This is a genomic window from Nocardia sp. NPDC006982 (assembly GCF_042869435.1).
In the GTDB taxonomy this organism is placed as follows: Bacteria; Actinomycetota; Actinomycetes; order Mycobacteriales; family Mycobacteriaceae; genus Nocardia.
In genome coordinates this window covers 95,968-118,463 of the sequence record NZ_JBIAFV010000008.1, presented here as the reverse complement: position 1 = coordinate 118,463, position 22,496 = coordinate 95,968, and the positions used below count along the sequence as shown (strand labels likewise).

At 66.4% G+C, this 22,496-nt stretch carries 21 protein-coding genes; 10 read left to right on the top strand and 11 right to left on the bottom strand.

The window, feature by feature from the left end; all coding sequences use genetic code 11:
• Nucleotides 1-19 precede the first annotated feature (19 nt).
• Entirely contained in the window at nt 20-901 is an 882-nt protein-coding gene (gene rsmA / locus ACFYOW_RS29760; RefSeq protein ID WP_387293394.1) for a 16S rRNA (adenine(1518)-N(6)/adenine(1519)-N(6))-dimethyltransferase RsmA, read from the top strand.
• A gap of 493 nt (nt 902-1,394) precedes the next feature.
• Here the strand turns inward: rsmA and ACFYOW_RS29755 are convergent, their stop codons facing one another.
• From ACFYOW_RS29755 to ACFYOW_RS29745, 3 genes are all read right to left on the bottom strand, one after another.
• A complete protein-coding gene (locus ACFYOW_RS29755; RefSeq protein ID WP_387293393.1) occupies nt 1,395-2,291 on the bottom strand; it encodes a hypothetical protein in 897 nt (298 codons plus the stop codon).
• The gene (locus ACFYOW_RS29750) at nt 2,291-2,497 is read right to left on the bottom strand and encodes a heavy-metal-associated domain-containing protein (RefSeq protein WP_063036709.1); all 207 of its coding nucleotides are present in this window, start codon (nt 2,495-2,497) and stop codon (nt 2,291-2,293) included. Before ACFYOW_RS29750 ends, ACFYOW_RS29755 begins: the two co-directional genes overlap by 1 nt.
• Nucleotides 2,498-2,644: 147 nt before the next feature.
• A complete protein-coding gene (locus ACFYOW_RS29745; protein WP_387293392.1) occupies nt 2,645-3,244 on the bottom strand; it encodes a TetR/AcrR family transcriptional regulator in 600 nt (199 codons plus the stop codon).
• Between the two features lie 76 nt (nt 3,245-3,320).
• Here ACFYOW_RS29745 and ACFYOW_RS29740 point away from each other — a divergent pair, with 76 nt between their 5' ends.
• Both ACFYOW_RS29740 and ACFYOW_RS29735 read left to right on the top strand, forming a co-directional pair.
• On the top strand, nt 3,321-4,091 hold the full coding sequence (locus tag ACFYOW_RS29740) for an SDR family oxidoreductase (RefSeq protein ID WP_387293391.1): 771 nt from the start codon (nt 3,321-3,323) through the stop codon (nt 4,089-4,091).
• Nucleotides 4,092-4,167: 76 nt separating this feature from the next.
• A complete protein-coding gene (locus tag ACFYOW_RS29735; RefSeq protein WP_387293390.1) occupies nt 4,168-5,103 on the top strand; it encodes a 4-(cytidine 5'-diphospho)-2-C-methyl-D-erythritol kinase in 936 nt (311 codons plus the stop codon).
• A 12-nt stretch (nt 5,104-5,115) separates the two neighbouring features.
• Here ACFYOW_RS29735 and ACFYOW_RS29730 read toward each other — a convergent pair whose 3' ends face one another.
• Nucleotides 5,116-5,964 (bottom strand): LLM class flavin-dependent oxidoreductase, encoded by an 849-nt coding sequence (locus ACFYOW_RS29730; RefSeq protein WP_387293389.1) that lies wholly within the window; start codon nt 5,962-5,964, stop codon nt 5,116-5,118.
• 374 nt (nt 5,965-6,338) lie between these two features.
• Between ACFYOW_RS29730 and ACFYOW_RS29725 the strand changes: the two genes are divergently transcribed.
• Entirely contained in the window at nt 6,339-8,129 is a 1,791-nt protein-coding gene (locus tag ACFYOW_RS29725) for an ABC-F family ATP-binding cassette domain-containing protein (protein ID WP_387293388.1), read from the top strand.
• A gap of 102 nt (nt 8,130-8,231) precedes the next feature.
• On the opposite strand, the gene ACFYOW_RS29720 is transcribed toward ACFYOW_RS29725, so the two are convergent.
• Nucleotides 8,232-9,155 carry an Abi-alpha family protein gene (locus tag ACFYOW_RS29720; protein WP_387293387.1) on the bottom strand — a complete coding sequence of 308 codons (924 nt, stop codon included), beginning with the start codon at nt 9,153-9,155 and terminating at the stop codon, nt 8,232-8,234.
• Entirely contained in the window at nt 9,152-10,474 is a 1,323-nt protein-coding gene (locus ACFYOW_RS29715; protein ID WP_387293386.1) for a hypothetical protein, read from the bottom strand. Before ACFYOW_RS29715 ends, ACFYOW_RS29720 begins: the two co-directional genes overlap by 4 nt.
• 331 nt (nt 10,475-10,805) lie before the next feature.
• On the opposite strand from ACFYOW_RS29715, the gene ACFYOW_RS29710 reads away from it, so the two are divergent.
• Nucleotides 10,806-11,684 (top strand): Abi-alpha family protein, encoded by an 879-nt coding sequence (locus ACFYOW_RS29710; RefSeq protein WP_387293385.1) that lies wholly within the window; start codon nt 10,806-10,808, stop codon nt 11,682-11,684.
• A gap of 100 nt (nt 11,685-11,784) precedes the next feature.
• On the top strand, nt 11,785-12,339 hold the full coding sequence (locus ACFYOW_RS29705) for a nuclear transport factor 2 family protein (RefSeq protein ID WP_387293384.1): 555 nt from the start codon (nt 11,785-11,787) through the stop codon (nt 12,337-12,339).
• Between the two features lie 10 nt (nt 12,340-12,349).
• Here ACFYOW_RS29705 and ACFYOW_RS29700 read toward each other — a convergent pair whose 3' ends face one another.
• Entirely contained in the window at nt 12,350-13,993 is a 1,644-nt protein-coding gene (locus ACFYOW_RS29700) for a peptide chain release factor 3 (RefSeq protein ID WP_387293383.1), read from the bottom strand.
• A 302-nt stretch (nt 13,994-14,295) separates the two neighbouring features.
• Here ACFYOW_RS29700 and ACFYOW_RS29695 point away from each other — a divergent pair, with 302 nt between their 5' ends.
• Nucleotides 14,296-14,907, top strand: coding sequence for a 50S ribosomal protein L25/general stress protein Ctc (locus tag ACFYOW_RS29695; protein ID WP_387293382.1), 612 nt, complete (start codon nt 14,296-14,298; stop codon nt 14,905-14,907).
• A gap of 24 nt (nt 14,908-14,931) precedes the next feature.
• The gene (gene pth / locus ACFYOW_RS29690; protein WP_387293381.1) at nt 14,932-15,513 is read left to right on the top strand and encodes an aminoacyl-tRNA hydrolase; all 582 of its coding nucleotides are present in this window, start codon (nt 14,932-14,934) and stop codon (nt 15,511-15,513) included.
• Between the two features lie 18 nt (nt 15,514-15,531).
• Here pth and ACFYOW_RS29685 read toward each other — a convergent pair whose 3' ends face one another.
• On the bottom strand, nt 15,532-17,169 hold the full coding sequence (locus tag ACFYOW_RS29685; protein ID WP_387293380.1) for a fatty acyl-AMP ligase: 1,638 nt from the start codon (nt 17,167-17,169) through the stop codon (nt 15,532-15,534).
• Nucleotides 17,170-17,293: 124 nt separating this feature from the next.
• The gene (locus ACFYOW_RS29680; RefSeq protein WP_387293529.1) at nt 17,294-17,974 is read right to left on the bottom strand and encodes a lysophospholipid acyltransferase family protein; all 681 of its coding nucleotides are present in this window, start codon (nt 17,972-17,974) and stop codon (nt 17,294-17,296) included.
• Between the two features lie 115 nt (nt 17,975-18,089).
• On the opposite strand from ACFYOW_RS29680, the gene ACFYOW_RS29675 reads away from it, so the two are divergent.
• Entirely contained in the window at nt 18,090-18,668 is a 579-nt protein-coding gene (locus ACFYOW_RS29675; protein ID WP_387293379.1) for a TetR/AcrR family transcriptional regulator, read from the top strand.
• 91 nt (nt 18,669-18,759) lie between these two features.
• Here the strand turns inward: ACFYOW_RS29675 and ACFYOW_RS29670 are convergent, their stop codons facing one another.
• Together ACFYOW_RS29670 and ACFYOW_RS29665 are read right to left on the bottom strand one after the other, a co-directional pair.
• Nucleotides 18,760-19,677 carry a ribonuclease Z gene (locus tag ACFYOW_RS29670; RefSeq protein WP_387293378.1) on the bottom strand — a complete coding sequence of 306 codons (918 nt, stop codon included), beginning with the start codon at nt 19,675-19,677 and terminating at the stop codon, nt 18,760-18,762.
• Nucleotides 19,677-20,855: an aminotransferase class V-fold PLP-dependent enzyme gene (locus ACFYOW_RS29665; protein WP_387293377.1), complete on the bottom strand. Its 1,179-nt coding sequence runs from the start codon at nt 20,853-20,855 to the stop codon at nt 19,677-19,679. The genes ACFYOW_RS29670 and ACFYOW_RS29665 overlap by 1 nt, the downstream gene beginning before the upstream one ends.
• 266 nt (nt 20,856-21,121) lie before the next feature.
• Here ACFYOW_RS29665 and egtA point away from each other — a divergent pair, with 266 nt between their 5' ends.
• Nucleotides 21,122-22,453, top strand: coding sequence for an ergothioneine biosynthesis glutamate--cysteine ligase EgtA (gene egtA / locus ACFYOW_RS29660; protein WP_387293528.1), 1,332 nt, complete (start codon nt 21,122-21,124; stop codon nt 22,451-22,453).
• Nucleotides 22,454-22,496 lie beyond the last annotated feature (43 nt).

Below are 22,496 nucleotides of genomic sequence, written 5' to 3'. Positions count from 1 at the left end.
GGTTGATACGTTGTCGGACGTGTCCGAACCCGATATTTCCGCCCGTGGGAGTGCTGCGCTGCTGGGGCCCGCCGAGGTGCGGGCACTGGCCGAGCGACTCGGCGTGCGGCCGACCAAGCAGCTCGGACAGAACTTCGTGCACGACGCCAATACGGTGCGGCGGATTGTCGCGGCGGCCGGGGTCGGGCGCGGGGATGCGGTGCTCGAGGTCGGACCGGGGCTCGGTTCGCTGACATTGGCGCTGCTCGATGTGGTGGATTCGGTCATCGCCGTCGAGATCGATCCCGTATTGGCGAAACATCTTCCGGTGACCGTCGCCGATCGCGCCCCGGAACTGGCCGGGCAGTTGACCGTTGTGGAAGCCGATGCGCTGCGGATTCGTGCGGACAGACTGCCTGCGCCGCCGTCGGCGCTGGTGGCGAATCTGCCCTACAACGTCGCCGTGCCGGTGCTGCTGCACCTGCTCGCCGAATTGCCCAGCATCACAACCTCATTGGTGATGGTGCAGGCCGAGGTCGCGGACCGTCTCGCCGCCGAGCCCGGCAGTCGCGTCTACGGCGTCCCGAGTGTCAAGGCGGGCTTCTTCGGCACGGTGCGCCGCGCGGGCGCGGTGGGCACCCAGGTGTTCTGGCCGGTGCCCCGGGTCGACTCCGGCCTGGTCCGCATCGAGCGCTACGCCGAACCGCCGTGGCCGATGGACGAAGCACACCGCCGCCGCGTCTTCGAGGTAGTCGACGCCGCCTTCGCCCAGCGCCGCAAAACCCTGCGCGCCGCCCTCGGCAACTGGGCCGGTTCTCCCGCCGAAGCCGAACGCCGCCTCGTCGCCGCCGGAATCGATCCGACCGCCCGCGGCGAAACCCTGGACACCGCAGCCTTCGTCCGCCTCGCCGCCCAGGCGTGAGCCCGCATCCTGGTGTCGCCTGACTGCTATCGGACTGGACCGGCTGCGGTGACATCGCCGACACTGCGGCTATCGTCCGCTCTGCCGCCCAGATGTGGCCCGAAGCGCGCGTGATGGTTCAACCCGCGTGTATCTCGTTGCGGGTGAAGGTGATCGGTTGGGTGCGTTGGCCTCGCGGGACGGGCTGGCTATGCGCTAGGGCGCTCCGGCTGGGGCGATATCGGCGCAATGGCGAACGATTGCCGGACTGGTCGGTTTCTGTGGTGGGTGGGGCGGGATCATGCACGGCGTTATCCAAGCGGTTCGCTTGCTGGGGCGTCGCCGCGAGCGAAACGGATTGTGGATAACCAACTTTTGCCTTGTTGGTCGCGGAACCGGATTCATGTGCTGCGGCAATTAATTCACGCGTGCCGCCACACTCCGCGTGTCGCATGGAAAGTGCAGGTCATCGCCCCGAATGCAAGCTCGAGCATGCGGTGGTCGGCGGATGCGGTCAGGGGTGACCGCCACCCGAATGGTGCCCACCATCGGATGTGGATGGCGCTGTGGATGATTCGACGCGCGCGGTGAACTCGGCGGTATGTACGACACCGCCGTGGGAGAAGTCTAGATACAACCGAAATGCGCCCGCACTCGGGGTCTTGGCATGGAAGCCGACCTCCGGACCGGCTGGGGTGCGGCCGATTTCGCCCTGCGGATGGACGTGCAGGTAGGCAAGGTCGTTGGCGCGCAAGACCACTAGATGCGCGTACGCGCCGAGATACGGCTCGAGGTCTGTCACCGGCGCGCCGTCGCGCGTCACGGTGAAACGAAGTTCGCTGCCCGCGGTGCTCGGATCACCCGCCATGCGCACTTGGTAACCGTCCGCCGTTGCCGACCGCGACTCGGGTGGAAGTGGTTGGAGTTCAGCCGGTCCCGCGACTGTGACGGTGCGGCTCAGGACCAGATCGCCGGGCCCCTGCTCGGGTACGAAATCGGCGAAGACGCGATAGGTGCCGGGCGCTGTCCAATTCCAATCGATCGACCAGGTGCCCGTGTCGTCCATGGTCGGGTGCACGTGCCGATATCCGGTGGTATCCGAGCGGACCACGATCAGGTGCAGCTTCTTGTCGTGCTGGGTGGTGAATCGGGTGACCGGAGTTGCGTCCGGTCCGGTGATCCGAAAACGCAGGGCCCCGGCTCGATTCGGATCAGCGGGTGCGCTCAGGTCTGTCAGGGTGTAGCCGGATCGCGAATCCGACAGACCGGTGTCCTGTTCGGTGTGCGCCATCGCGCCGTGGTCCGGTGCCGACACGGCCGGATCGCCCACCAGGGCGCCGATACCGAGTGCGACACCGAACAGCGCGACGAGACCGCCGCCGATCGCGGCGAATCTCAGCCGGGCCTGCATCAGACGGCGACCTCGTACCCCGCCTCGTCGACGGCGGCGACGATATCGGCGTCGGCGAGCGGTGCGGTGCTGTCCACCCGGACCGCACCGCTGGCGAGGTCGACGTCCACGCTGGTCACGCCATCGATCTTGCCGATCTCCGTCTTGACCGAGCTGACGCAGTGTCCGCAGGTCATCCCCGTGACGGTGTAGGTGCTCGTGGCCATCTCCGACTCCTTCGCTCACATTCGATCATACGGTGCGGGGGTATCCCCGACGCCAATCAACATACCCCCGGTGGGTATTGAACGCAAGGGTGAGTTGCGCCGAGGTTTCGTCGATTAGTCGCCGCAGAGGTCGGGATAGTTCCCGAATCAAACGGCGGAAGGCCAACCGTGCATGGCCATTTCGGCAACCCGCTCCAGTTCGGCGGCGCTCGCGCCATCCCGGGCCGCCTGCGACATGCCCTGCATAACGGTGCCGACATATCGTGCGAGCGTGGCCGCATCGGCCTCCGGCGGCAATGAGCCCGCATCGATATCAGCCTGGATGCGCGCGGCGAATGTCGCCACATTCCGATTGCGAAGCGCGCGCAGCATGTCGGCGATCTCGGTGCTGGTGGTATTGAGTCCCGCGCTGATCACCAGGCAGCCGCGCGGGCAATCGGGCCGGGTGTACTCCTTCGCCGCCTCGCGCAGGATGCGGCGAACCGTCGCCTCGGCGGTCGGTTCCTCGGCGAGCGCGCGCGGGATGAAGCTGCCGTAGCGCGTGCCGAAGACCTGCACCACCTCGTTGAACAGCGTCGCCTTATCGCCGAATGCGGCGTACAGGCTCGGTGCGCCGATCCCCATCGCCGCGGTCAGGTCGCCGATCGAGGTCGCCTCGTAACCGCGCGCCCAGAACAGTCGCAGCGCCTTTTCCAGCGCGGCGTCCCGATCGAACGAGCGGGGGCGTCCCCTAGTCGGTGCACTCATGTCCGCATTTTATAGCGCTCGCTAGAGAATGTGCTAATGTCCTTTCTGTAGTGATCGCTAGAGAAAGGAACCCGTCATGGGCGCACTGCTGCAATCCGGCCGGCTCGACGGCAAAACCGCGCTGGTCACCGGCGCGAGCCGCGGCATCGGCCGGGCCATCGCGCAGCGGCTCGGCCGAGACGGTGCGCGGGTCGCCGTGCACTACAACGGCAATGAGCAGGCGGCGAAGGAAACCGTCGTCGCCATCGAGGCTGCGGGCGGTGCGGCCTTCGCGATCAAGGCCGAACTCGGCGTGCCCGGAGATGCCGCGGCGCTGTGGGCCGCATTCGACGCACAGGCCGACGGCGTGGACGTCATCGTCAACAACGCGGGCATCGATGGCATCCGCGAACCGATCGGCGGCACCGATGAGGCCGCCTTCGATCGAGTCTTCGCCGTCAATGCGAAGGCGCCGTTCTTCGTCACCAAGCTGGGGCTGGATCGGCTGCGCGACGGCGGCCGCATCGTCAATGTCTCCACCGGCCTCACGCACGGGGCGAGAATGCCGCAGCTGATCGCCTACGCGATGACCAAGGGCGCGATCGATACGTTCACCCAAACGCTGGCAAAGGAACTCGGCACCCGCGGCATCACCGTGAATGCCGTCGCGCCGGGTGTGATCGATACCGATATGAACGCGAACTGGTTGCGCAATGCCGAGACCGAGGCGTTGGTGGCCGGAATGTCGCCGTTGAATCGAATCGGCCGGCCCGGTGATATCGCGGATATCACCGCATTCCTCGCCTCGGACGATTCGCGGTGGGTCACCGGACAGTGGATCGATGCCACCGGCGGGGCGCTGTTGTAACCGTCCGACACATGGGCGGTGAATGTCTCATCTCGAGCTCAGCACCTGTCGTACCCACGGGATAGGCTTGAGCACCGTGTTGTCAGTTGTGCCAAGTCCCGTCATTGTGCGCGCGCCGTCCAAGGTGAACCTCCACCTAGGCGTCGGTGACGTGCGCGCGGACGGCTATCACGATCTGACCACCGTGTTCCAAGCCCTCTCGCTCAGCGACGATCTGGAACTCGCACCGGCCGCCTCGCTCGCCGTGCGGGTCAGCGGCGAGGGCGCCGACGATGTGCCGACCGATCGCACCAATCTGGTGTGGAAGGCCGCCGTGCGGGTCGCCCATCTCGCCGGCCGCGCACCGCTGGTGGAAATCGCCATCAACAAGGGCATTCCGGTGGCCGGTGGCATGGCAGGCGGCAGTGCGGATGCCGCCGCGGCGCTGGTGGGCTTGAACGAACTCTGGGATGTCGGGCTGACCCGCGACGAATTGTTCGCGGTGGCAGCCGAACTCGGCAGCGATGTGCCGTTCGCACTGCACGGAGGAACGGCGCTCGGCACCGGCCGCGGCGAGCGGCTGCTTCCGGTGTTGTCCCGCAATACCTTTCACTGGGTACTCGCGCTGGCCAAGGGTGGCTTGTCCACGCCCGCGGTCTTTACCGAACTCGACCGACTACGCGAGAACGGCACCCCGCCCCGGCTCGGCGAGCCGCAGGCGCTGATGCAGGCACTGGCCTCCGGTGACCCGAAACAGCTTGCGCCCCTGCTGGGTAACGATCTGCAGGCGGCCGCGCTGTCGCTGAAGCCCGAGTTGCGACGGACATTGCGTGCGGGCGTCGGGGCCGGGGCGCTTGCCGGGCTGGTCTCCGGCTCCGGCCCGACCTGCGCATTCCTGTGTGACAGCGAGGACGGCGCGGTTGCGGTCGCGGCCGAGCTCGCCGGTGCCGGTGTATGCCGCAGCGTGCGCACGGCCAGCGGACCGGTGCCCGGCGCTCGCGTCATCAGCAGCGACACGCCGGGCAAGCGCTGACGGTTTCGCCGGCTATGCGATGACGTCGGCGAGGCGGTCCACTTGGTCGGCGTCGCGGCCGTAGCAGTAGAGCATGACCTCATCCGCGCCGAGATCCTCGAATTGGCTGATGGCCGTGCGGATCTCGTCGGGTGTAGTGAGCATTCCGGCGAGCATGAACTCGGCGCGACCGCTGAATTCGTAGTAGGCGCCCATCGAGGCGCGGGCGTCTTCGATCAGGTCGGGTGCGCCGAGCGCGACATTGACCTGGGCGACAATGCGGGGCTCGCCGTCGCGGCCGTATTCCTTCCATGACCGGCGGGCGGTGTCGAACAGGCCACCGGCCCATGACGGTGCGGCGGCGGCGAGAAAGCCGCCACCCCAACGGCCGACGCGATCGATGGCGGCGGGCTGGAAACCACCGAAGAGCAGTTCGGGTCCTTCGGGACGCAGCGGCGCGGGACCGATCGGTCCGCAGTCGGTGCCGTACGGCCGGCCGGACCACAGGCGGCGCATGATCTCGAGTTGTTCGTCCATGCGACGGCCGCGGGAGCGCAGCTCGGTGCCGGAGGCGATGTGATCATCCTCGCGACCGCCGACGCCGAGGCCGAGCACCAGGCGGCCGCCGGACATGCGATCGAGGGTCGCGGCCTGCTTGGCGAGCAGCGTCGGCTCGCGCAGCGGCGCGATGAGCACCTCGGTCTGCACCTTGATGCGGCTGGTGGCGCCGGCGATCATGCCGAGGGCGACCAGTGGTTCGGGATTGTCGTAGACGAGCCGGTCGAGCAGACCGAGCGTGGAGAACGGACCCGCATCGGCGCGGCGGGCCCAGTCGAGCAGGGCGGCGGGATCGGAAATGGGCAGACCGAGTCCGATGTGCATGAGAACCTCCAGGGGTAGTTGAAACCGTGCCGCCTCACTCACCTCGATCGCGAGGCGGGCTCCCATTCTGCGGCTGTGTCTCAGGAGCGCCATAACACCGTTCGTGACGAACGTTGTTCGCTACCGCTGACTTTAAACGAACACCGTTCGCCGCGCAAGTCTCCGAATCCCGACAGGGTTGCACCTTTGCCGACTGCGCTGATCAGGATCGGACGCGGCCGTCGGAGCGGAGAGCAAGGGTGCGGCGTGCAGTGGTCCCGGGCCGTGACACCTGGATGGACGCTCGGGCGTTCGGTGGGGCGGCGGGTGGTTCGGGATGCTCGGTACGCTTGCGCGGGGCGAGTGCTCGCCCGGCGCATGACTCGGAAGGATCCATGTCCAACCTGATCAATCTCGAACAGGTCTCCAAGAGCTTCGGTATCAAACCGCTCCTGGACAATGTTTCGCTCGGCATTCACGCGGGCGAGCGGATCGGTGTCGTCGGCCTGAACGGCGGCGGCAAGACCACCCTGTTGGAGGTGCTGACCGGGCTCGAGCCGCCCGACAGCGGCCGGGTAAGTCGGGTCGGCGGGCTGCGCATGGCGGTGGTGACCCAGCGCGGTGTACTTCCCGTGGGCGCGACCGTCGGATCCGTGGTGTTGGCGGGACTGGCCGATGACGCGATGACCGACAATATGGCCGAACACGAGTGGGCCTCGAATCCGCGCATCCGTTCGGTGATGGCGGGCATCGGGATCGAGGGCCTCGGTCTGGATACTTCCGTCGACAATCTCTCCGGTGGCGAGCGCCGCCGCGTCGCACTGGCCGCCGCGCTGGTTCGCGACCTCGATCTGCTCGTCCTGGACGAGCCGACCAACCATCTCGATGTCGAGGGCGTGCAGTGGCTGGCGCAACATCTGCTGGAGCGTCGCAGCGCGCTGGTGGTCGTGACCCACGATCGCTGGTTCCTCGACACCGTCGCCACCGACACCTGGGAGGTCGTCGGCGGCAAGGTCGAAAGCTATGAGGGCGGTTACGGCGACTGGATTTTCGCGCGCGCCGAGCGGGCGCGACAGGCCGATGCCTCCGAGGCCAGGCGCGCGAATCTGGCGCGCAAGGAGTTGGCCTGGTTGCGGCGCGGCGCGAAGGCCCGCACCTCCAAGCCGCGCTACCGGGTGGAGGCGGCCGAGGCGCTGATCGCCGATGTGCCGCCGCCGCGCGATAGCGTCTCGCTGGCCGCCTTCGCGCGAAAGCGCCTGGGCCGCGTCGTCATCGAACTCGAGGACACGACCCTCACCACCCCGGACGGCCGCGAGTTGGTGCGCGACTTGACCTGGCGCTTGGCGCCGGGGGAGCGGGTCGGCCTGGTCGGTGTGAACGGCTCCGGCAAGACGACCCTGCTACGTACGCTGGCCGGTGCCGTCGAACCCGCTGCGGGCAAACGCATTCAGGGCCAGACGGTCCAGATCGGTTGGCTACGTCAGGAACTCGACGACCTCCCGACCGATCTGCGGGTGCTGGAGGCGGTACAGCAGATCGCGCAGCGAATCATGCTGGGCGATAAGGAAATCTCCGCGGGCCAACTGGCCGAGCGCCTCGGCTTCACTCCGGCCCGTCAGCGCACCCCAGTCGGTGACCTATCCGGTGGCGAGCGCCGCAGGCTACAACTGACCCGGATCCTGATGTCCGAACCGAATGTCCTGCTGCTCGACGAGCCGACCAACGACCTGGACATCGACACCCTGCAACAACTGGAAGACCTGCTCGACAACTGGGCGGGCACGCTGGTCGTGATCAGCCACGACCGCTATCTGATCGAGCGCATCTGCGACTCCACCTGGGCCCTGTTCGGCGATGGAAAGCTCACAAATCTGCCCGGCGGCATCGACGAATACCTGAAAAAGCGCGCCGCATCGAGCTCGGCCGCAACGCGATCCGCCGACTCCAAGCCCGCCGAAACCCCTGCGACCGACTCCGCCGCTTACCGCGCCGCGCGCAAGGAGCTGGCCAAACTAGAGCGCGCCATCGACAAGCTCACCGAACGCGAGCAACGTCTGCACACCGCCCTCGCCGATGCGGCCACCGATCCGGACAAACTGATCACCCTGGGCACAGAGCTGAAACAGATACTGGCCGAAAAGGAATCCGCCGAGGAGCGCTGGCTGGAGTTAGCCGACGGCGCCTGACCCCGCCACGGCAGTCAAATGGCGGTTCACCTCGCTGAAGGTAGTTTAATGGTGGCTTTACACCCCACCTGCGACCACCATTTGACTACCGTCGGCGGCGGGCTAACTGGTGCCGGAGACGCGCCCGTCTTGGACGACGAGCGGCAGGCAGGTTTGCACGAAGTCCGCGCCGAAGCCAGTGAGCGCGATGCTGCGGTAGTAGACCTTCGTGCCGAAACCGGAGCGCTTCAACACTTCTCGCACCGGGGATTGGGCTTCGAGGAGTTGGTAGCGGTTCGGATTGCCCACCGGTTCCTTGACGAATTCGATCAGTCCGAGGCGGCGCAGGTTCGGCAGGTACTGCTGGATGCGGTTGGGGAAGCGCAGACCCGCGTGCTCACCGATCAGGTTGAGTCCGGAGATGATTCGCTCGACGCCGATGCCGCGCGGTCGTCCGGCGCGGATATCGATCGAGGGCTGCGCGCCGTCGAGGTGCAGGAAGCGCAGGATGCGCGCCTCATCGGGGGTCAGCTCCTCGAGCATGCGCGCGAAGGCCGGGTGGGTTTCGTGGTGTTCGCCCTGCGTGCTCGCCGACAGCCGCAGCAGCGCGGCCCCCTGCTCACGCAAGGTGGGAACGGCATCGGTCGTGGGCTGTTCGGGTGTCGCGGGCAGACGCAACGCGCGCCGCACCGCGTCGCGAACCTCGGCCTCCGCCTCGGCGAGCACCTCGCGCGGGGGAGTTCCCGCGATACTGCCGCGCACCACGGTGGCCCCGACGCCGAGTGCGGTGTCGATGCCCCACGCGGTCACCTCGGCGGCCGCGCTCACCGCGACCCTGGCGACCCCGGTGGTCGCGCGAACGGTCTTGCGCACCGAGCTGACCTGCCGCTTCGGCTCGACCGCGCCAACGGGCAGGCGCGCGATCTCCGTCGATTGGCCGGATGTCGACGACTCGGAAGTTCTTGGGGTTTCGGCCACTTCGGACTGCTCGGTTCGCTCGGCGCCCTGCCTGGCGGCCCGCAGATCGTCGCCGCCAGCATCCGTCATAGCCATGTTGTCGCCACTCCCGTTCCGAAGATCAGGATGTGAGCGTATCCGGCGAAGAGCCCCAACACGCCGCCATGCAGAAAAAGGAGCCATTCGTCCTGTTTGATGGCCGCTCGCAGCATATCCACGAAGTCGGGGGGCGATAGCGCCGACATCTGTTTGGCGATGTAGTCGTTGATCTGCCTGCCCTGCTGGACATTGAAGTCCGGATCCGCGAAGGCGATCGGCGCGATGGTCATCGCCTCGGTGGTCAGCGTCGACTGCAGCGAGTCGTACTCCCGGCTGCCGAGCATGAACTTCACCGCGGGCCGCGCCGGTCCGAGCGCACGGTCCGCGGCCGGGCGCAGCGTGTCCTCGAGCATCTGCATGGTCCGGTCCGAGCGCGGGCCGTTCAGCAACTCGTCACCGATGTTGGCGACGGTCATCACCTGACTGGAGACCAATTCCGCATAGCCGTCGGTGATTTCGAGCTGCCGCTTGATCAGCAGACCCTGCCGCCACGGGCACCACCACTTCGGGTATGCGGGCGCGAAGATCATATTCAGGCCGATCCAGTTGACCACCCAGCCGATGATGACACCGCCGATCGGCAGCACCACCAGGGACGACCAGCCGGTCACATGCAAAACGGCGACCAGCACCACACCCATCGGCGCGCCGAAGTAGAAACCGAAGTTCTGCATGAACCGCAGTTCCTTGGCGCCGAGCACCTGGAAAAGGGTGTTGAGCAGATGCGGACGCGCCTGGAAATAACGGATGACCATCTGCTTGACGTCCAGCAGCTGATCGATATTGGCGCCCAATTCCTCGGTCAGCTCGCGCAGAATATCGGGCAGCTGCTGGCGGACCCGCGCGTGAATCATCTCGCGCACACCGGTCGGCAGGTTGTACCAGAGTTGCGGATGTTCGCGGCGCAGGATTTCTTCGACTATGTCCTTGATCTGCGCGTCGGCGATAGTGGCGAGATGTTCGGCGAGCTTGTCCGGCTCCAGCTCGCGATAGAAGTCGGCGACGCTACCGAGTTTCGCCAGCCCCTTGTCGACCGCGATGCTCGCCATTTTGTCTGCGCGCGAGGGCACAATGCCCTGCCAGCCCATTCGGCCGTCGTAGCTCAGCAGCGGCAGCACCTGAATTCGCTTGGGCAGGAAGGGAAACAGTGCGCGCAATCCGGGTAAACGAATACCGTGGAAGGCAACCGGCTTGAACAACATCAGGATGCCGGTCCAGTTGGTGATGTATCCGATGATGCCAGTGAAAAGGGGGATAGTCACTAACTCCAGGAGGACCGTCGGGTGCACCCCGAAAACACTCTCCAACACGACACCCTCCTGCCGATATACCGGTGACCGCCGCCTCACCGGCAACCCAAACTAGCACCCAGTCGGCAGACGGACCCTACTGTGAGGTCTAGACGCCGGTCCATCGCGAGTGTCCCGGGCCACAGCAGATTGTCTGAGACATCAGTCACACTGTGTGTCCAGAATGTCGTCGTGTCAACCGGCGGCGGAGACAATGGCGACAATCACGCGTCCGACAGCAGGGGTCGGCGTGTTTGCTGGCCCACTCGGCTCGCGGTAAGGCATACCTGGAAGGCTGGCGGGCAATAATCTGTGGGCGTATTCGTTCACTTGGCAATACATCGGAGAGAACGTGACAGACGACAGGACCGGACAGGACATAGCCCGGGCCGGTTCCCGCTCGGTAGAGCGCAGCTCGGATGTCGAACAGCGGCAGATCAGCAACGAGGCGCGGCTGATTCGCGGTGTGTTCCGAGCGGCGGGGCTCGCGGCGGGCACCGTGGTACGCGGCAGTCAGTGGGCCGTCGAGACGACCTATGAGGTGACCAAGGAGATTACCCAGGCCGCGCTCGACGGTGAGTCGTCTGCGGATATCGCCGAGCGCACCGGTAATGCGTTGCGCTCCATCGCGCGCAGCGCGCTCGGCGTCACCGAGGGGTCGGTGCGCGAAATCGTCAGCTACGTACCGACTTCCAATGGCACGCCGCAGCCGGCGCCGATCGGCATCGGCGCGCCGCTGCACTCGGCCAGTAGCGAAGAGTTGCGTCGCCGCGGCGATGCGCTGCTCGCCCGCTCGGCCGATGTCTACTTCACCGATGACGTGCACCCCGCCTATGACCGGATCCTCGACGAGCTGGCTCCGGACGAGGCACGCATTCTGCGGTTCATGGCATTGAACGGTCCGCAGCCGTCGGTCGATGTGCGCACCAACCGTCCGCTCGGCATCGGCTCGGAGTTGGTGACCGGTGATCTCACCTCGGTTCCGGAACAGGCCGGTGTCCGTTATCCGGACCGTGCCCGCACCTATCTGATCAACCTCAACCGTCTCGGCCTGACCCAGGTTTCCGATGACCCGGTGGTGCTCAGCCGCTACATGGTGCTCGAGGTGCAGCCGGTGGTCGAGGCGGCGCTGAAGAAGGCCGGGCGCGCCCCCAAGATCGTGCGCAAGAGTCTGCGGCTGACCGAATTCGGCAGCGATTTCTGCAACACCTGCTTCACCATCGGAAACTGACCCGCCCGGTAGACAGCCGGTTTCGGCTCGAAGTGATAGCAATCTGATACAAATCTCCCAATCTCCGTAGCGCGGCGACTTCGAATGGGATTGTTGAGTTATGGACCAGGATGCTGTGTCAGCGATCAGTCGCCTGAAGTTCAGGTATTTGCGCACCCTCGACACCAAGTCGTGGGATGAATTCGCGGACACCATGATCCCGGAGGCGACCGCCACCTACAGCGAATACCTGCAGTTCGAGTCGCGGGATGCGTTCCTGGCGTTCATGCGCAACACCCTCGGTCCGCACGTCATCACCGAGCACCGATGCGACCATCCGGAGATCGATGTCGACGGCGATAACGCTACCGGCACTTGGTATCTCGCCGATACCGTGCTGATACCGGCGCACAACATGCTGTTGCGCGGCGCGGCTTTCTACACCGATCGCTACGTCCGCTGCAATGACGGTCGCTGGCGCATTGCGCATACCGGATACGAGCGCACCTATGAGGTGGTGCTCTCGCTCAGCGATCTGCCGAGCCTGCGCCTGACATCGAGTCGATGGGGGCTGATCACGCGCGAGGACGGCATCGCGTCGGTCGAGCGCGAGCCCGGCGCCACCCCGCTGCGGCGGGAGCCCGCACCGGAGGGTGCGGAACCCGAGGCCGGATGAACGGCAATCCCTAATCCGCCGCCGCGACCAGCGGCTCGAGCGTGAGCTTCGGATGCTCCTTCTCGATGTACTGCAACCGCCACTTATCGCTGAACAGCGCCAGCAGCGCCCCGTCGGAGCGGGTGAACACCTCGACCCCGCGCTGCCGATCGAGTTCGGCCATCGACTCGGCATCGGTGCGCCGGGCCAGCGTGTAAGGCAGGTGCTCCATATGTGTTTCGACATTGAACTCCGCGAGCATCCGCGCCGTGACCACCTCGAACTGCATCGGACCGACCGCCGCGAGCACGGGTGCGGCATCGCCGCGCGCATCATTGCGCAGCACCTGCACCACGCCCTCGGAATCGAGCTGGTCGATGGCCTTGCGGAACTGCTTGTACTTACCCGCACTCTGCGCCCGCAGCACCGCGAAATGCTCCGGCGCGAAGGACGGGATCGGCGGGAACTCCACCTTCTTGTCCACGAACAACGTGTGCCCCGGTGCCAGCGCGGTGGCATTCACGAGGCCGACCACGTCACCCGGGTAGGCGGTGTCGACGGTCGAGCGCTCTCGTCCAAAAACGGTGAGCGCGTATTTGGTCGCGAACGGCCGACCGGTCTGCGCATGCGTGACGACCATCCCGCGCTCGAATTCGCCGGAGACGATCCGCATGAAGGCGAGCCGATCCCGGTGTGCCGCATCCATTCCGGCCTGCACCTTGAATACGACCGCGCTGAACGGATCGGTGGTGTTGCGCGGCGTGCCGCCGATATCGGTGCGCGAACCGGGCGCGGGCGCCAGTGCGACCAGCGTCTCCAGTAGTTGCCGCACACCGAAATTCAGCATCGCGGAGGCGTAGATGACGGGAGAGGTCTGCCCGGCCAGGAACATTTCCTGATCGTGGTCCTGCCCGGTGGCCGAGAGCAGTTCGCTCTCCTCCGCGGCGGTCGTCCACGCCTCACCCTCGCGGGTCTCGGCCGATTTTGGATCTATCGATTCCTCCGGTGCGATGGTCGCGCCACCCGCGGTCCGAGTGAAGTGGATGTATTCGACGGCCGCACCCTCGGGACCGCGACGTAGCAGACCGCGGAAGTCACCGGCGATGCCGACCGGCAGGAACAGCGGCGTCGGGGTGAGGCCGATCCGCTCGCTGATCTCGTCGAGCAGTTCCAGGGGCGCTCGGCCCGGACGGTCCCACTTGTTGATCACGGTGACGACCGGGATGCCGCGATGGCGACACACCTGGAACAACTTCAGTGTCTGCGGCTCGAGACCCTTGGCGGCGTCGATGAGCATGACGGCGGCGTCGACGGCGGTGAGCACGCGGTAGGTGTCCTCGGAGAAATCCGAGTGGCCGGGGGTGTCGACCAGGTTGATGACGTTATCGATATCTGAGCCCGCGGCGCGGTAGTTGAACTGCAGCGCGGTCGAACTCACCGAGATGCCGCGGGCCTTCTCCATCTCCATCCAGTCCGACACGGTGGACTTGCGTCCGGCCTTGCCGTGGATCGCGCCCGCCTCGGAGATCATCCTGGCGTGCAACGCCAGCGCCTCGGTGAGCGTCGACTTGCCCGCGTCGGGATGGGAGATCACCGCGAATGTGCGTCGCCGGGCGACCTCGGCGGGCAACCCACGCGGGGCGGGCGTGACGACACCCTCAGTGGAGGCGGTCAACTGCAACAACCTTTCTTCACGGCCGATCGGCAACCGCTCCAGCGTACGCGACCGGGGTGACGACAATCCGGCCAGTCCGACCACCCGATTCAGCTGGATATAAACACTTGCGCTATGGTGTTCGGGTTGTCTCGGCGAGGGTGACCGCAGACGTAATGCGTTCACCGTGATCGACGCGGCTCGGCTCTCGGCCGTCCTCGTTCGGTCTTCGCCCGACGAGTAGACCAACCATTTGCCAGGGGGGAAACAGTCCCTGGCGCACTGTTGACAGCCCGGAAGAGCCGTAGGGAGTAGATCCAGTCATGTCCGACGCCAACCTTCTCGAAGCCGCCGTCCGCACGGAGTTCGGCAAGGGCGCCGCCCGTCGCACCCGTCGCGCGGGCAACGTTCCCGCCGTGCTGTACGGCCACGCCGCCGACCCGCAGCACCTCTCGCTCAACGCTCAGGCCTTCGCCGCCATCCTGCGCGAGCACGGCACCAATGCGGTGCTGAACCTCGTCATCGACGGCAAGAAGCAGCTCGCGCTGACCAAATCCGTTGTGGTGCACCCGATTCGCCGTTACATCGAGCACGCCGACCTGCTGATCGTCAAGCGCGGCGAGAAGGTCACCGCCGATGTGAACGTCACGCTTACCGGTGAGGCCGGCGCGGGCACCCTGGTCACCCAGGACACCACCACGCTGTCCATCGAGGCCGACGCGCTGAACATCCCGGAGGCCATCGAGGTCTCGATCGAGGGCGTCGAGGCGGGCACCCAGATCACCGCCGGTGCGATCGAACTGCCGAAGGGCGTCACCCTGGCCGGTGACCCGGAGGCGCTGATCGTCAACATCATCGCCGCCCCGGCCTCCGCGCAGGAGACCGAGGAAGCCGCCGCTGCCGCCGCCGAGGCCGCCGCCGAGAGCGCCGAGTAAGAACTCCCCGGATCGGTTATCCGAATGACCGAATCCTCGACCGGGCCCGCGCTCGTGGTCGGACTTGGCAACCCAGGTTCGGAGTACGAGCGCACCCGGCACAATATCGGCTTTCTGGTCGCCGACGTGCTCGCGCAGCGCGTCGGCGGCCGTTTTGCTGTGCACAAGAAGTCCGGTGCGGATCTATTGCAGGCCAGGCTGGACGGGCGTCAGGTATTGATCGCCAAGCCGCGCTCGTTCATGAATCTGTCCGGGCGCTCGGTCGCGGCGCTGGCGAAATTCTTCTCGGTGCCGCCGACCGAGGTGATCGTCGTGCACGACGAATTGGATCTGCCGTTCGGTCAGGTCCGGCTCAAGCGCGGCGGCGGTGAGGGCGGGCACAACGGATTGCGGTCGGTCTCCAGTGCTCTCACCACCAAGGACTATCTGCGCACCCGCATCGGCATCGGCCGCCCGCCGGGTCGCCAGGACCCAGCGGACTACGTGCTCAAACCGTTTTCGTCGGTGGAGCGCAAGGAAGTGCCGGTGATCGTCGAGCAGGCCGCCGACGCGGTCGAACTGCTACTGCGCGTCGGACTCGAACCGGCCCAGAACCAATTGCACTAGGCCGAATTCGACTGCGGCTCAGCGCAGATGGATCGCGGTGGCGGAGCGGCGCAGCTTGCCCGAAGAGGTTTTCGGGAGGGCGCCGGGGCCGAGCACTGCGACGGTGCGCGGGCGGGCACCGACTTCGGAGAACACGGCGTGCACGATTTCGCGTTCGATGCGCTTGACCTCATCGGCATTCTGGTGGTCGTTGCTTTCCACCACGACGGCGAAGCTTTCGCGTTTCTCACCCGCGTCCAGGCGGACCGCGACGGCGTTGCCAGGACGCACCCCCGCCACGCGCATGGCGGCACGCTCGATATCGGTCGGGTAGATATTGCGACCGCCCATGATGATGACGTCCTTGATCCGGCCGCACACCACGATCAGGCCCTCATCGGTGAAGTAGCCGATATCGCCGGTGTCGAGCCAGCCGTCCGCGTCCTGTGCCGGGCGGAACCCGTTGACCGTGACATAGCCGGAAGTGACCGCGGGACCGCGGAGTTCGATCACGCCGACGGAACGCGTCGGCAGCGGCTGGCGCTCCGCATCGACGACCCGACCCTCGAGATTGTCGACCAGATAGCCGAGTGTGGGCATGCGGCGGACATTGCCGTGGTGATCGTGGGCAGGCACGGCCTTGCCCAGTGCCTCGAGCAGATCGGCATCGATGATGTCGAGGACCTGTCCGTGTCCGGGATCCGGAACCGATACGGCCAGTGTGGTTTCGGCCATGCCGTAGACCGGGGTGAGCGCCATCGGATTGAGCCGGAAGCGTTTGCCGGCCGCGGCGAGGTTCTCCATGGTGTCCGGATCGACGGGTTCGGCGCCGTTCCACATGTATCGGACGCTGCTGAGATCGTAGGCGCCGTCCTCGGCCTGCTTGAGCCGGCGAGCCAGCAGTGAGTACGCGAAATTCGGTGCTGCCGTGACGGTGCCGCGGTACTTGTCGATCAGCTCGGCCCACAGCAGCGGACGCATCAGGAAGTCGATCGGCGTCACGCAGACCACTTCGGCGCCGAATTGCATGGGGACGCTGAGGAATCCGACCATCCCCATATCGTGGAACAGGGGCAGCCAGCTGATCATCACATCCTCGTCGAGCTGGAACTTCACCCGATCGAACATGGCGTAGGCGTTGGTATAGAAGTTCCCGTGCGTGATCCGCACTGCCTTCGGCGATCCGGTCGACCCGGATGTCAACTGCTGCAACGCGATATCGGTCTCGACGGTCGGTAACGGATCGGTCTCCGGGCACTCGCGCAGCTGATCGATGCGTACCACGGTGATGCCGCGCTCGCGCAGCAGTGGTTCGGCGGCCTCGAAGGGCGCGCCGAGCACAACCGCGCGCGCCTCGATCATCGACAGCACGGTCTCGGTATCGCGGGCCCAGACCACCAGATCCGTGCGCGGCGTCGGCTGGTGCAACATGGTGATCGACGCGCCGCGCATCCAGATGCCCTGACAGGCCGGTGCGATATCGACCGGCATCCCGGCCAGCACGCCTACCGCGTCACCGTGTCCGATGCCGGCTTCGGCGAGACCGCCCGCCATCCGTCGTGCGATTCGATGGATCTCACCCCAGGTCTGCCGAAACGGCGCGTTGGGCTCCCCGGTCACCAATCCGCGACTCGAGGTTTGTGCCGTTGCATACATCTCGTCGGTGAACCTGCTCAAAGTCCAACTCCCTTGTCACCCCGGTGCGGTGGCCGGACATGGGTGAACCGGCCTGCTCCCCAACTATCCCGCCAATTCGTCCCCGCGTTAACCATTCCGAGGACACGCCAGTGTCGCGGTGGGGTTATGGGCGAGTCGAGAAAGTTGCCGCGTAGCGATCGACGTAGTCCCGGCCGGATCGAGCGGCCAATTCCCGCATCAGTTCGTCGGTCGCGGCGCGGACCTCGCAGGTGTCCGGCGCCGGGTTGGTCGGGGTGGGCTGCGGGTAGTAGCGCGGCGTGCCGAAGCTGATGTGCACCTTGCCGAAGCGCGGCAGCCGGTGGCCGCGCGGATTCACCTTGTCGGTGCCCGACAGCACGGCCGGGATGACCGGAGCGCCGGTGGCCATGGCGACGCGCAGTGCGCCGGTGCGGCCGCGGTAGATGCAGCCGTCCGGTGACCGGGTGCCCTCCGGATGGATGGCCCAGACGTCGCCGGATTCGAGGATTTTCGTCGCGGCGGTCAGTGCGTCCGCGGCGGCGGTGCCGCCGGTGCGGTTCACCGGGACCTGACCCGCGACGGTGAAGAACCAGCGTTGGAACCGGCCCTTCAATCCGGTCCCGGTGAAATACTCCTGCTTGGCGAGGAAGGTGACCCGGCGCGGCAGGGCCAGCGCGAGATACATCGAGTCGAGCATTGCGACATGGTTGGCCGCGATGATTACCGGTCCGGTGCGGGGTACGTGCCGCAGCCCGTCCACCTCGGGGCGGCCGAGCAGCCGCAGCAGGGGGCCGACCAGAACGTACTTGAACAACCGGTACCACACATGAGCCTCCGAGAGAGTTGTCGTAGACACTGTCTACCGCACCAGTGTAGACAGTGTCTATGCTTGTCGAAAGGGTATTTCGTCCTCTGTGACGCAGTCGACTAGGAGGAAATCGATGAGCGCGGTAGACAATGTCTCCATGGGTGCGAGCGAGCCGTTGCGGGAACGACTCGTCGGTGCCGGGGTCGACATGCTCGAGGAGGTCGGCGCGGCCCAGCTGGGTCTGCGTGCGATCACCCGCGCGGCCGGGGTCTCCCACGGGGCGCCGCGCAGGCACTTTCCGACACACCGCGCGCTCCTTGCCGCCATCGCCGCACGTGGTTTCGCCGATCTCATCGAGCGGTTCGCGCAGGCGGCGGCGGGGACGACCACGCCGCGCGAGCAGCTGCAGGTCATGGCGGCCGAATACGTCGAATTCGCGGGGGAGCGCCCCGAGATGTTCACCCTGATGTTCCGCCACGATCTGCTCGAGGGTTCCGGCGAGAATCTGCGCGCGATCACCCTGCCGTTGTTCGAGCGTTTCGCAGCTCTCGTCGAGGCCGCCGCCCCGAATTCCGACAACCCCGCGATCAACCTGTGGACGAACCTCCACGGCATCGCCGCCCTCCAGGCCAACCGCAGCCTCCGCCTAGTGGCCCCCACCGCCGATCTCCGTACCCTGGTAGCCCACACAATCCAGCTGCACCTGACCTGACGCGCCGACCACCATCGAGCGCAGTCGGAATGGCTGCTGAAAACCCCACCCCAAACGACCATTCGACTACGCTCGACAAAGACGCTCGAGCTCAATATCGCGGCGGGAGAGGGATTCTCGCTAAATCGGTGGCGATGACTGTCTCGCCCGTGAAGTGCAGGGCCGCCTCGGCGAGGTGGGCGTCGAGGTCGCGGTAACGCTGGGAGAAGTGGGTCAGGACCAGGGTGCGCACACCGGCTTCGGCGGCGACTCGGGCGGCTTGGCCCGCGGTCAGGTGACCGTACTCCTCGGCGAGCTGCACATCGACGTCCAGGAAGGTCGCCTCGATCACCAGCATGTCCACGCCCGAGGCGAGGGACAGCACGCCCGGGCACAGGCGGGTGTCCATCACGAATGCGAAGCTCTGGCCCGGCCTCGGCTCGCTGACCTCGGCCAGCGTGATTGTGCGCCCGTCGAATTCGATACTGCCCGTGCGCTGTAGTTCTCCGACCGCCGGGCCGTGCAGGCCGAATACGGCGAGCCGCTCCGGCAGGATGCGCACACCGCTCGGTTCGGTAAGCCGGTAGCCGAAGGTGTCGACCGGATGCGATAGCGCGACCGCCTCGAGGACGAACGGTGCACCAGGTGCGTCCAGCGCACCCGGATCGGCGATCGGATGCGCCCGGAGCTCGACGGTGCGATAGAACGAGCTGGCATTGCTCAGGCGATCGAAGAACGGCTCACCCGAGGCGGGGTAGTACACATCGACCGGATGGACGACCTTGTCCAGATTGATCCGCTGGATGATGCCGGGTAGTCCGAGGCAGTGGTCGCCGTGGAAATGCGTCACCGCGATCCGGGTGATATCGGTGACCGATACGCCCGCGTACGTCATCTGCCGCTGGGTGCCCTCGCCCGGATCGAAGAGGATGCCCTCCTCGCCCCAGCGCAGCAGATACCCATTGTGGTTGCGCTGCTTGGTCGGAACCTGACTCGCGGTGCCGAGGACGACCAGTTCGCGAGGTGACATCAGAGCGTCGCGACCGCGCCGACGAACCGGTCCAGCTCCTCGAAACTCACGAAGCAGTGCGGCGAGGCTCGCACCACCGAATCCAGGCCACGGGCGGTCATATCCAGCAGCGTAGAGCTGGCATGACTCGCCGTCACCGTAATATTCTGCGCCGCAAGGCGATCGCGCACCTCGACGGCGGATTTGCCGTCGACGGTGAACGAAACGATGCCGCTGTGCCGAATCCCGATGTCGCGCACCGTGACTCCGTCGATTTCCGGCAGCGATTTGCGCAGATGTTCCGCGCGGACCGCGATCGCGTCGTAGACGTCCTCGGGCCCCAGCTCGAGCAGATACCGCACAGCCGCACCGAGTCCGAGTCGCGCCGCGACATCGCATTCCCAGAATTCGAAGCGACTCGCATCGGGCGCCAGGGCGTACTCCTTCGGGCCGGTCCACTGCGCGCTGTGCAGATCCAGCCGCTGCGGCTCCATCGACGCTGCCAATTCAGGTCGCACATAGAGGAATCCGGTGCCGCGCGGCCCGCGCAGCCATTTGCGGCCGGTGACCGAGAGCGCGTCGATATCGAGTTCGGTCACATCGATCGGCAGCTGCCCCGCCGACTGGCAGGCATCGAGCAGTACCAGCGCGCCGACCGAATGCGCGATCCGGGTGGCGTCGGCGGCCGGGTTGACCAGACCGCCATTGGTCGGGGCGTGGAGCACCGACACCAGCTTGACCCGTTCGTCGACCATGCCGGCGAGTGCGTCGAGGTCGATCTGGCCGCTGCCGTCGCTGGGAATCTGTTCGACCACCGCGCCCGTCGCCTTGGCCCGCTGCAGCGCCGCAATAGCATTGCTCGCATAGTCGGCGCCGGAGATGAGGATGCGATCGCCGGGCACGAGTGGGACCGCGTAGAAGAAGTCGGCCCACGCGCGGGTCGCGCTGTCGCTGAGCGCGATGCCGGTCGGATCGGCGTTGACGAGTCGGCCGATATCGCTTTTCACGGCGGCGAGATCGTCGAGTCGCTCGTTCGCCGCACGGTAGCCGCCGATTTCGGCCTCGCGTCGCAGATGTGCCACAACGGTATCGACGACGACTCGGGGTGGTAACGAGGAGCCCGCGCTGTCGAGGAAGACCAGATCGGATCCGGCGCCGTAGGCCGGTATTTCGGCGCGTACGCGATTCTCGTCGAGCATGGCTCGACAGTATCGCCGAAATCGGGGCATTGGGCCGTCGCACGAGTCGACGCAGGTCCGGGCCACCGTGCGCGAGTCCTTCGCTGTGCATGACCACGAATTCAGATTCTTGTCATATTTCTTGTCGGTGCCCCTCGCTACCCTGGTTTGGGTCGCTGCATCGGAATACGACCGGCAGCCACGGCGATACAGAACTACCTGAACAACGACCGGCAGCGCCTACGCAGCATAGCTACGGTTACCGGTTGCACATGGTGGAGGTTGTTATGGCGGTCACGCTCGAACATCCGGAGCGGGTGATGGCGCTCGCGCACGGCGAACTGTCCTCGCGGGCCGCGGCGGAGGCCTATCTCGAGAAAATCTGTTTCAAGCTGGGGCCACCGACGCTCATCGGCGCCGAACTGGAATGGCTCACCGTGCAGGGTGAGCGTTCGTCGTCCGGCCCATCGGCCGCTCCCCGCCCGCAACTGGCTGCACTCGCAGATGCACTCGGACCCTATGCACCGGGGTCCATCGCCCCCGATTCACCGGCACTTCCGCTGCCAGGGGGCAGCCGGGTCACCATCGAACCCGGCGGTCAGATCGAACTCTCCAGTGCCCCGTTCGCCGCTGCCGCGCAGCTGTGCGAGGGTTTGCACGCCGATGCTCGGATGCTGCGGGATCTACTCGAATCCCGATCCATCCGCACCGTCTCCGCCGCCGCCGATGCGGACCGCCGCCCGAAACGGGTCCTGCGGTTACCGCGCTATCGCGCCATGGAAGAGTCCTTCAGCGGTATCGGCCCCTTCGGCAAATTGATGATGTGCAATACCGCCGCGACGCAGGTCAGCGTCGATGCCGGTGCGGACCGCGCCGAGGTCACCGCGCGGTGGAATGCGCTGTACACGATCGGTCCCGCGCTACTCGCCGCCTTCGCCTGCTCACCCGAATTACACGGGGCACCGGCGGGTGCCTGGGCATCCCAGCGCATGCGGACCTGGTTGCGTCTGGACCACGCGCGCACCCGTCCCGCGGTGGAGTCCTGGTCGGATCCGATCGCCGGCTATGCGCGCTGGGCCCTGGATGTCCCGCTGCTGTGCGTTCGCCGCCCCGATGGCATATCTGGCAACGGTGGCGACATCGGCTGGTCAGCGCCGCCGGAGGCGACTTTTGCGGACTGGTTGTCCGGTGCGCTGGACGACGAGATCGGACGACGTCCCGATGTCGGGGATCTCGACTATCACCTGACCACGCTGTTCCCGCCGGTACGGGCCTCCGGACACCTCGAGGTCCGCTATCTGGACGCTCAGCCCGAGAACGACTGGACCGTCCCGATCCATATCTTCGACGCCCTGCTTTCGGCTCCGTCGGTTGTCGCCGAGGCGACGGCGCTCGCCGCGCCACTCGCGGGCCGCTGGCTCGACGCAGCGCGCTGCGGGTTGGCCGATCCGGAAATCCGTGGCGTCGCGGTCGATTTGCTGACCCTGGCCGCGGCACATGCGGCGAGTCCGGTGGCGGCCCGCGAGATCGAATCCGCCGCCGAACGATGTCGCGCCGGTCGCACCCCGACCGATGAACTCGTTTCGCGCAGTGCGGATCAGCCCGAGGACCATCCGTGACTCGCGGCGCCGCACCTCGAATCGCCGACCACAACGAGTTCGG

Bases quoted from the DNA above. Each gene is read 5' to 3' on its own strand.
- ACFYOW_RS29755 (WP_387293393.1), bottom strand. From the start codon at position 2,291: ATGCAGGCCCGGCTGAGATTCGCCGCGATCGGCGGCGGTCTCGTCGCG.
- ACFYOW_RS29750 (WP_063036709.1), bottom strand. From the start codon at position 2,497: ATGGCCACGAGCACCTACACCGTCACGGGGATGACCTGCGGACACTGC.
- ACFYOW_RS29745 (WP_387293392.1), bottom strand. From the start codon at position 3,244: ATGAGTGCACCGACTAGGGGACGCCCCCGCTCGTTCGATCGGGACGCC.
- ACFYOW_RS29740 (WP_387293391.1), top strand. From the start codon at position 3,321: ATGGGCGCACTGCTGCAATCCGGCCGGCTCGACGGCAAAACCGCGCTG.
- ACFYOW_RS29730 (WP_387293389.1), bottom strand. From the start codon at position 5,964: ATGCACATCGGACTCGGTCTGCCCATTTCCGATCCCGCCGCCCTGCTC.
- ACFYOW_RS29725 (WP_387293388.1), top strand. From the start codon at position 6,339: ATGTCCAACCTGATCAATCTCGAACAGGTCTCCAAGAGCTTCGGTATC.
- ACFYOW_RS29720 (WP_387293387.1), bottom strand. From the start codon at position 9,155: ATGACGGATGCTGGCGGCGACGATCTGCGGGCCGCCAGGCAGGGCGCC.
- ACFYOW_RS29705 (WP_387293384.1), top strand. From the start codon at position 11,785: ATGGACCAGGATGCTGTGTCAGCGATCAGTCGCCTGAAGTTCAGGTAT.
- ACFYOW_RS29695 (WP_387293382.1), top strand. From the start codon at position 14,296: ATGTCCGACGCCAACCTTCTCGAAGCCGCCGTCCGCACGGAGTTCGGC.
- pth (WP_387293381.1), top strand. From the start codon at position 14,932: ATGACCGAATCCTCGACCGGGCCCGCGCTCGTGGTCGGACTTGGCAAC.
- ACFYOW_RS29675 (WP_387293379.1), top strand. From the start codon at position 18,090: ATGAGCGCGGTAGACAATGTCTCCATGGGTGCGAGCGAGCCGTTGCGG.
- ACFYOW_RS29670 (WP_387293378.1), bottom strand. From the start codon at position 19,677: ATGTCACCTCGCGAACTGGTCGTCCTCGGCACCGCGAGTCAGGTTCCG.
- ACFYOW_RS29665 (WP_387293377.1), bottom strand. From the start codon at position 20,855: ATGCTCGACGAGAATCGCGTACGCGCCGAAATACCGGCCTACGGCGCC.
- egtA (WP_387293528.1), top strand. From the start codon at position 21,122: ATGGCGGTCACGCTCGAACATCCGGAGCGGGTGATGGCGCTCGCGCAC.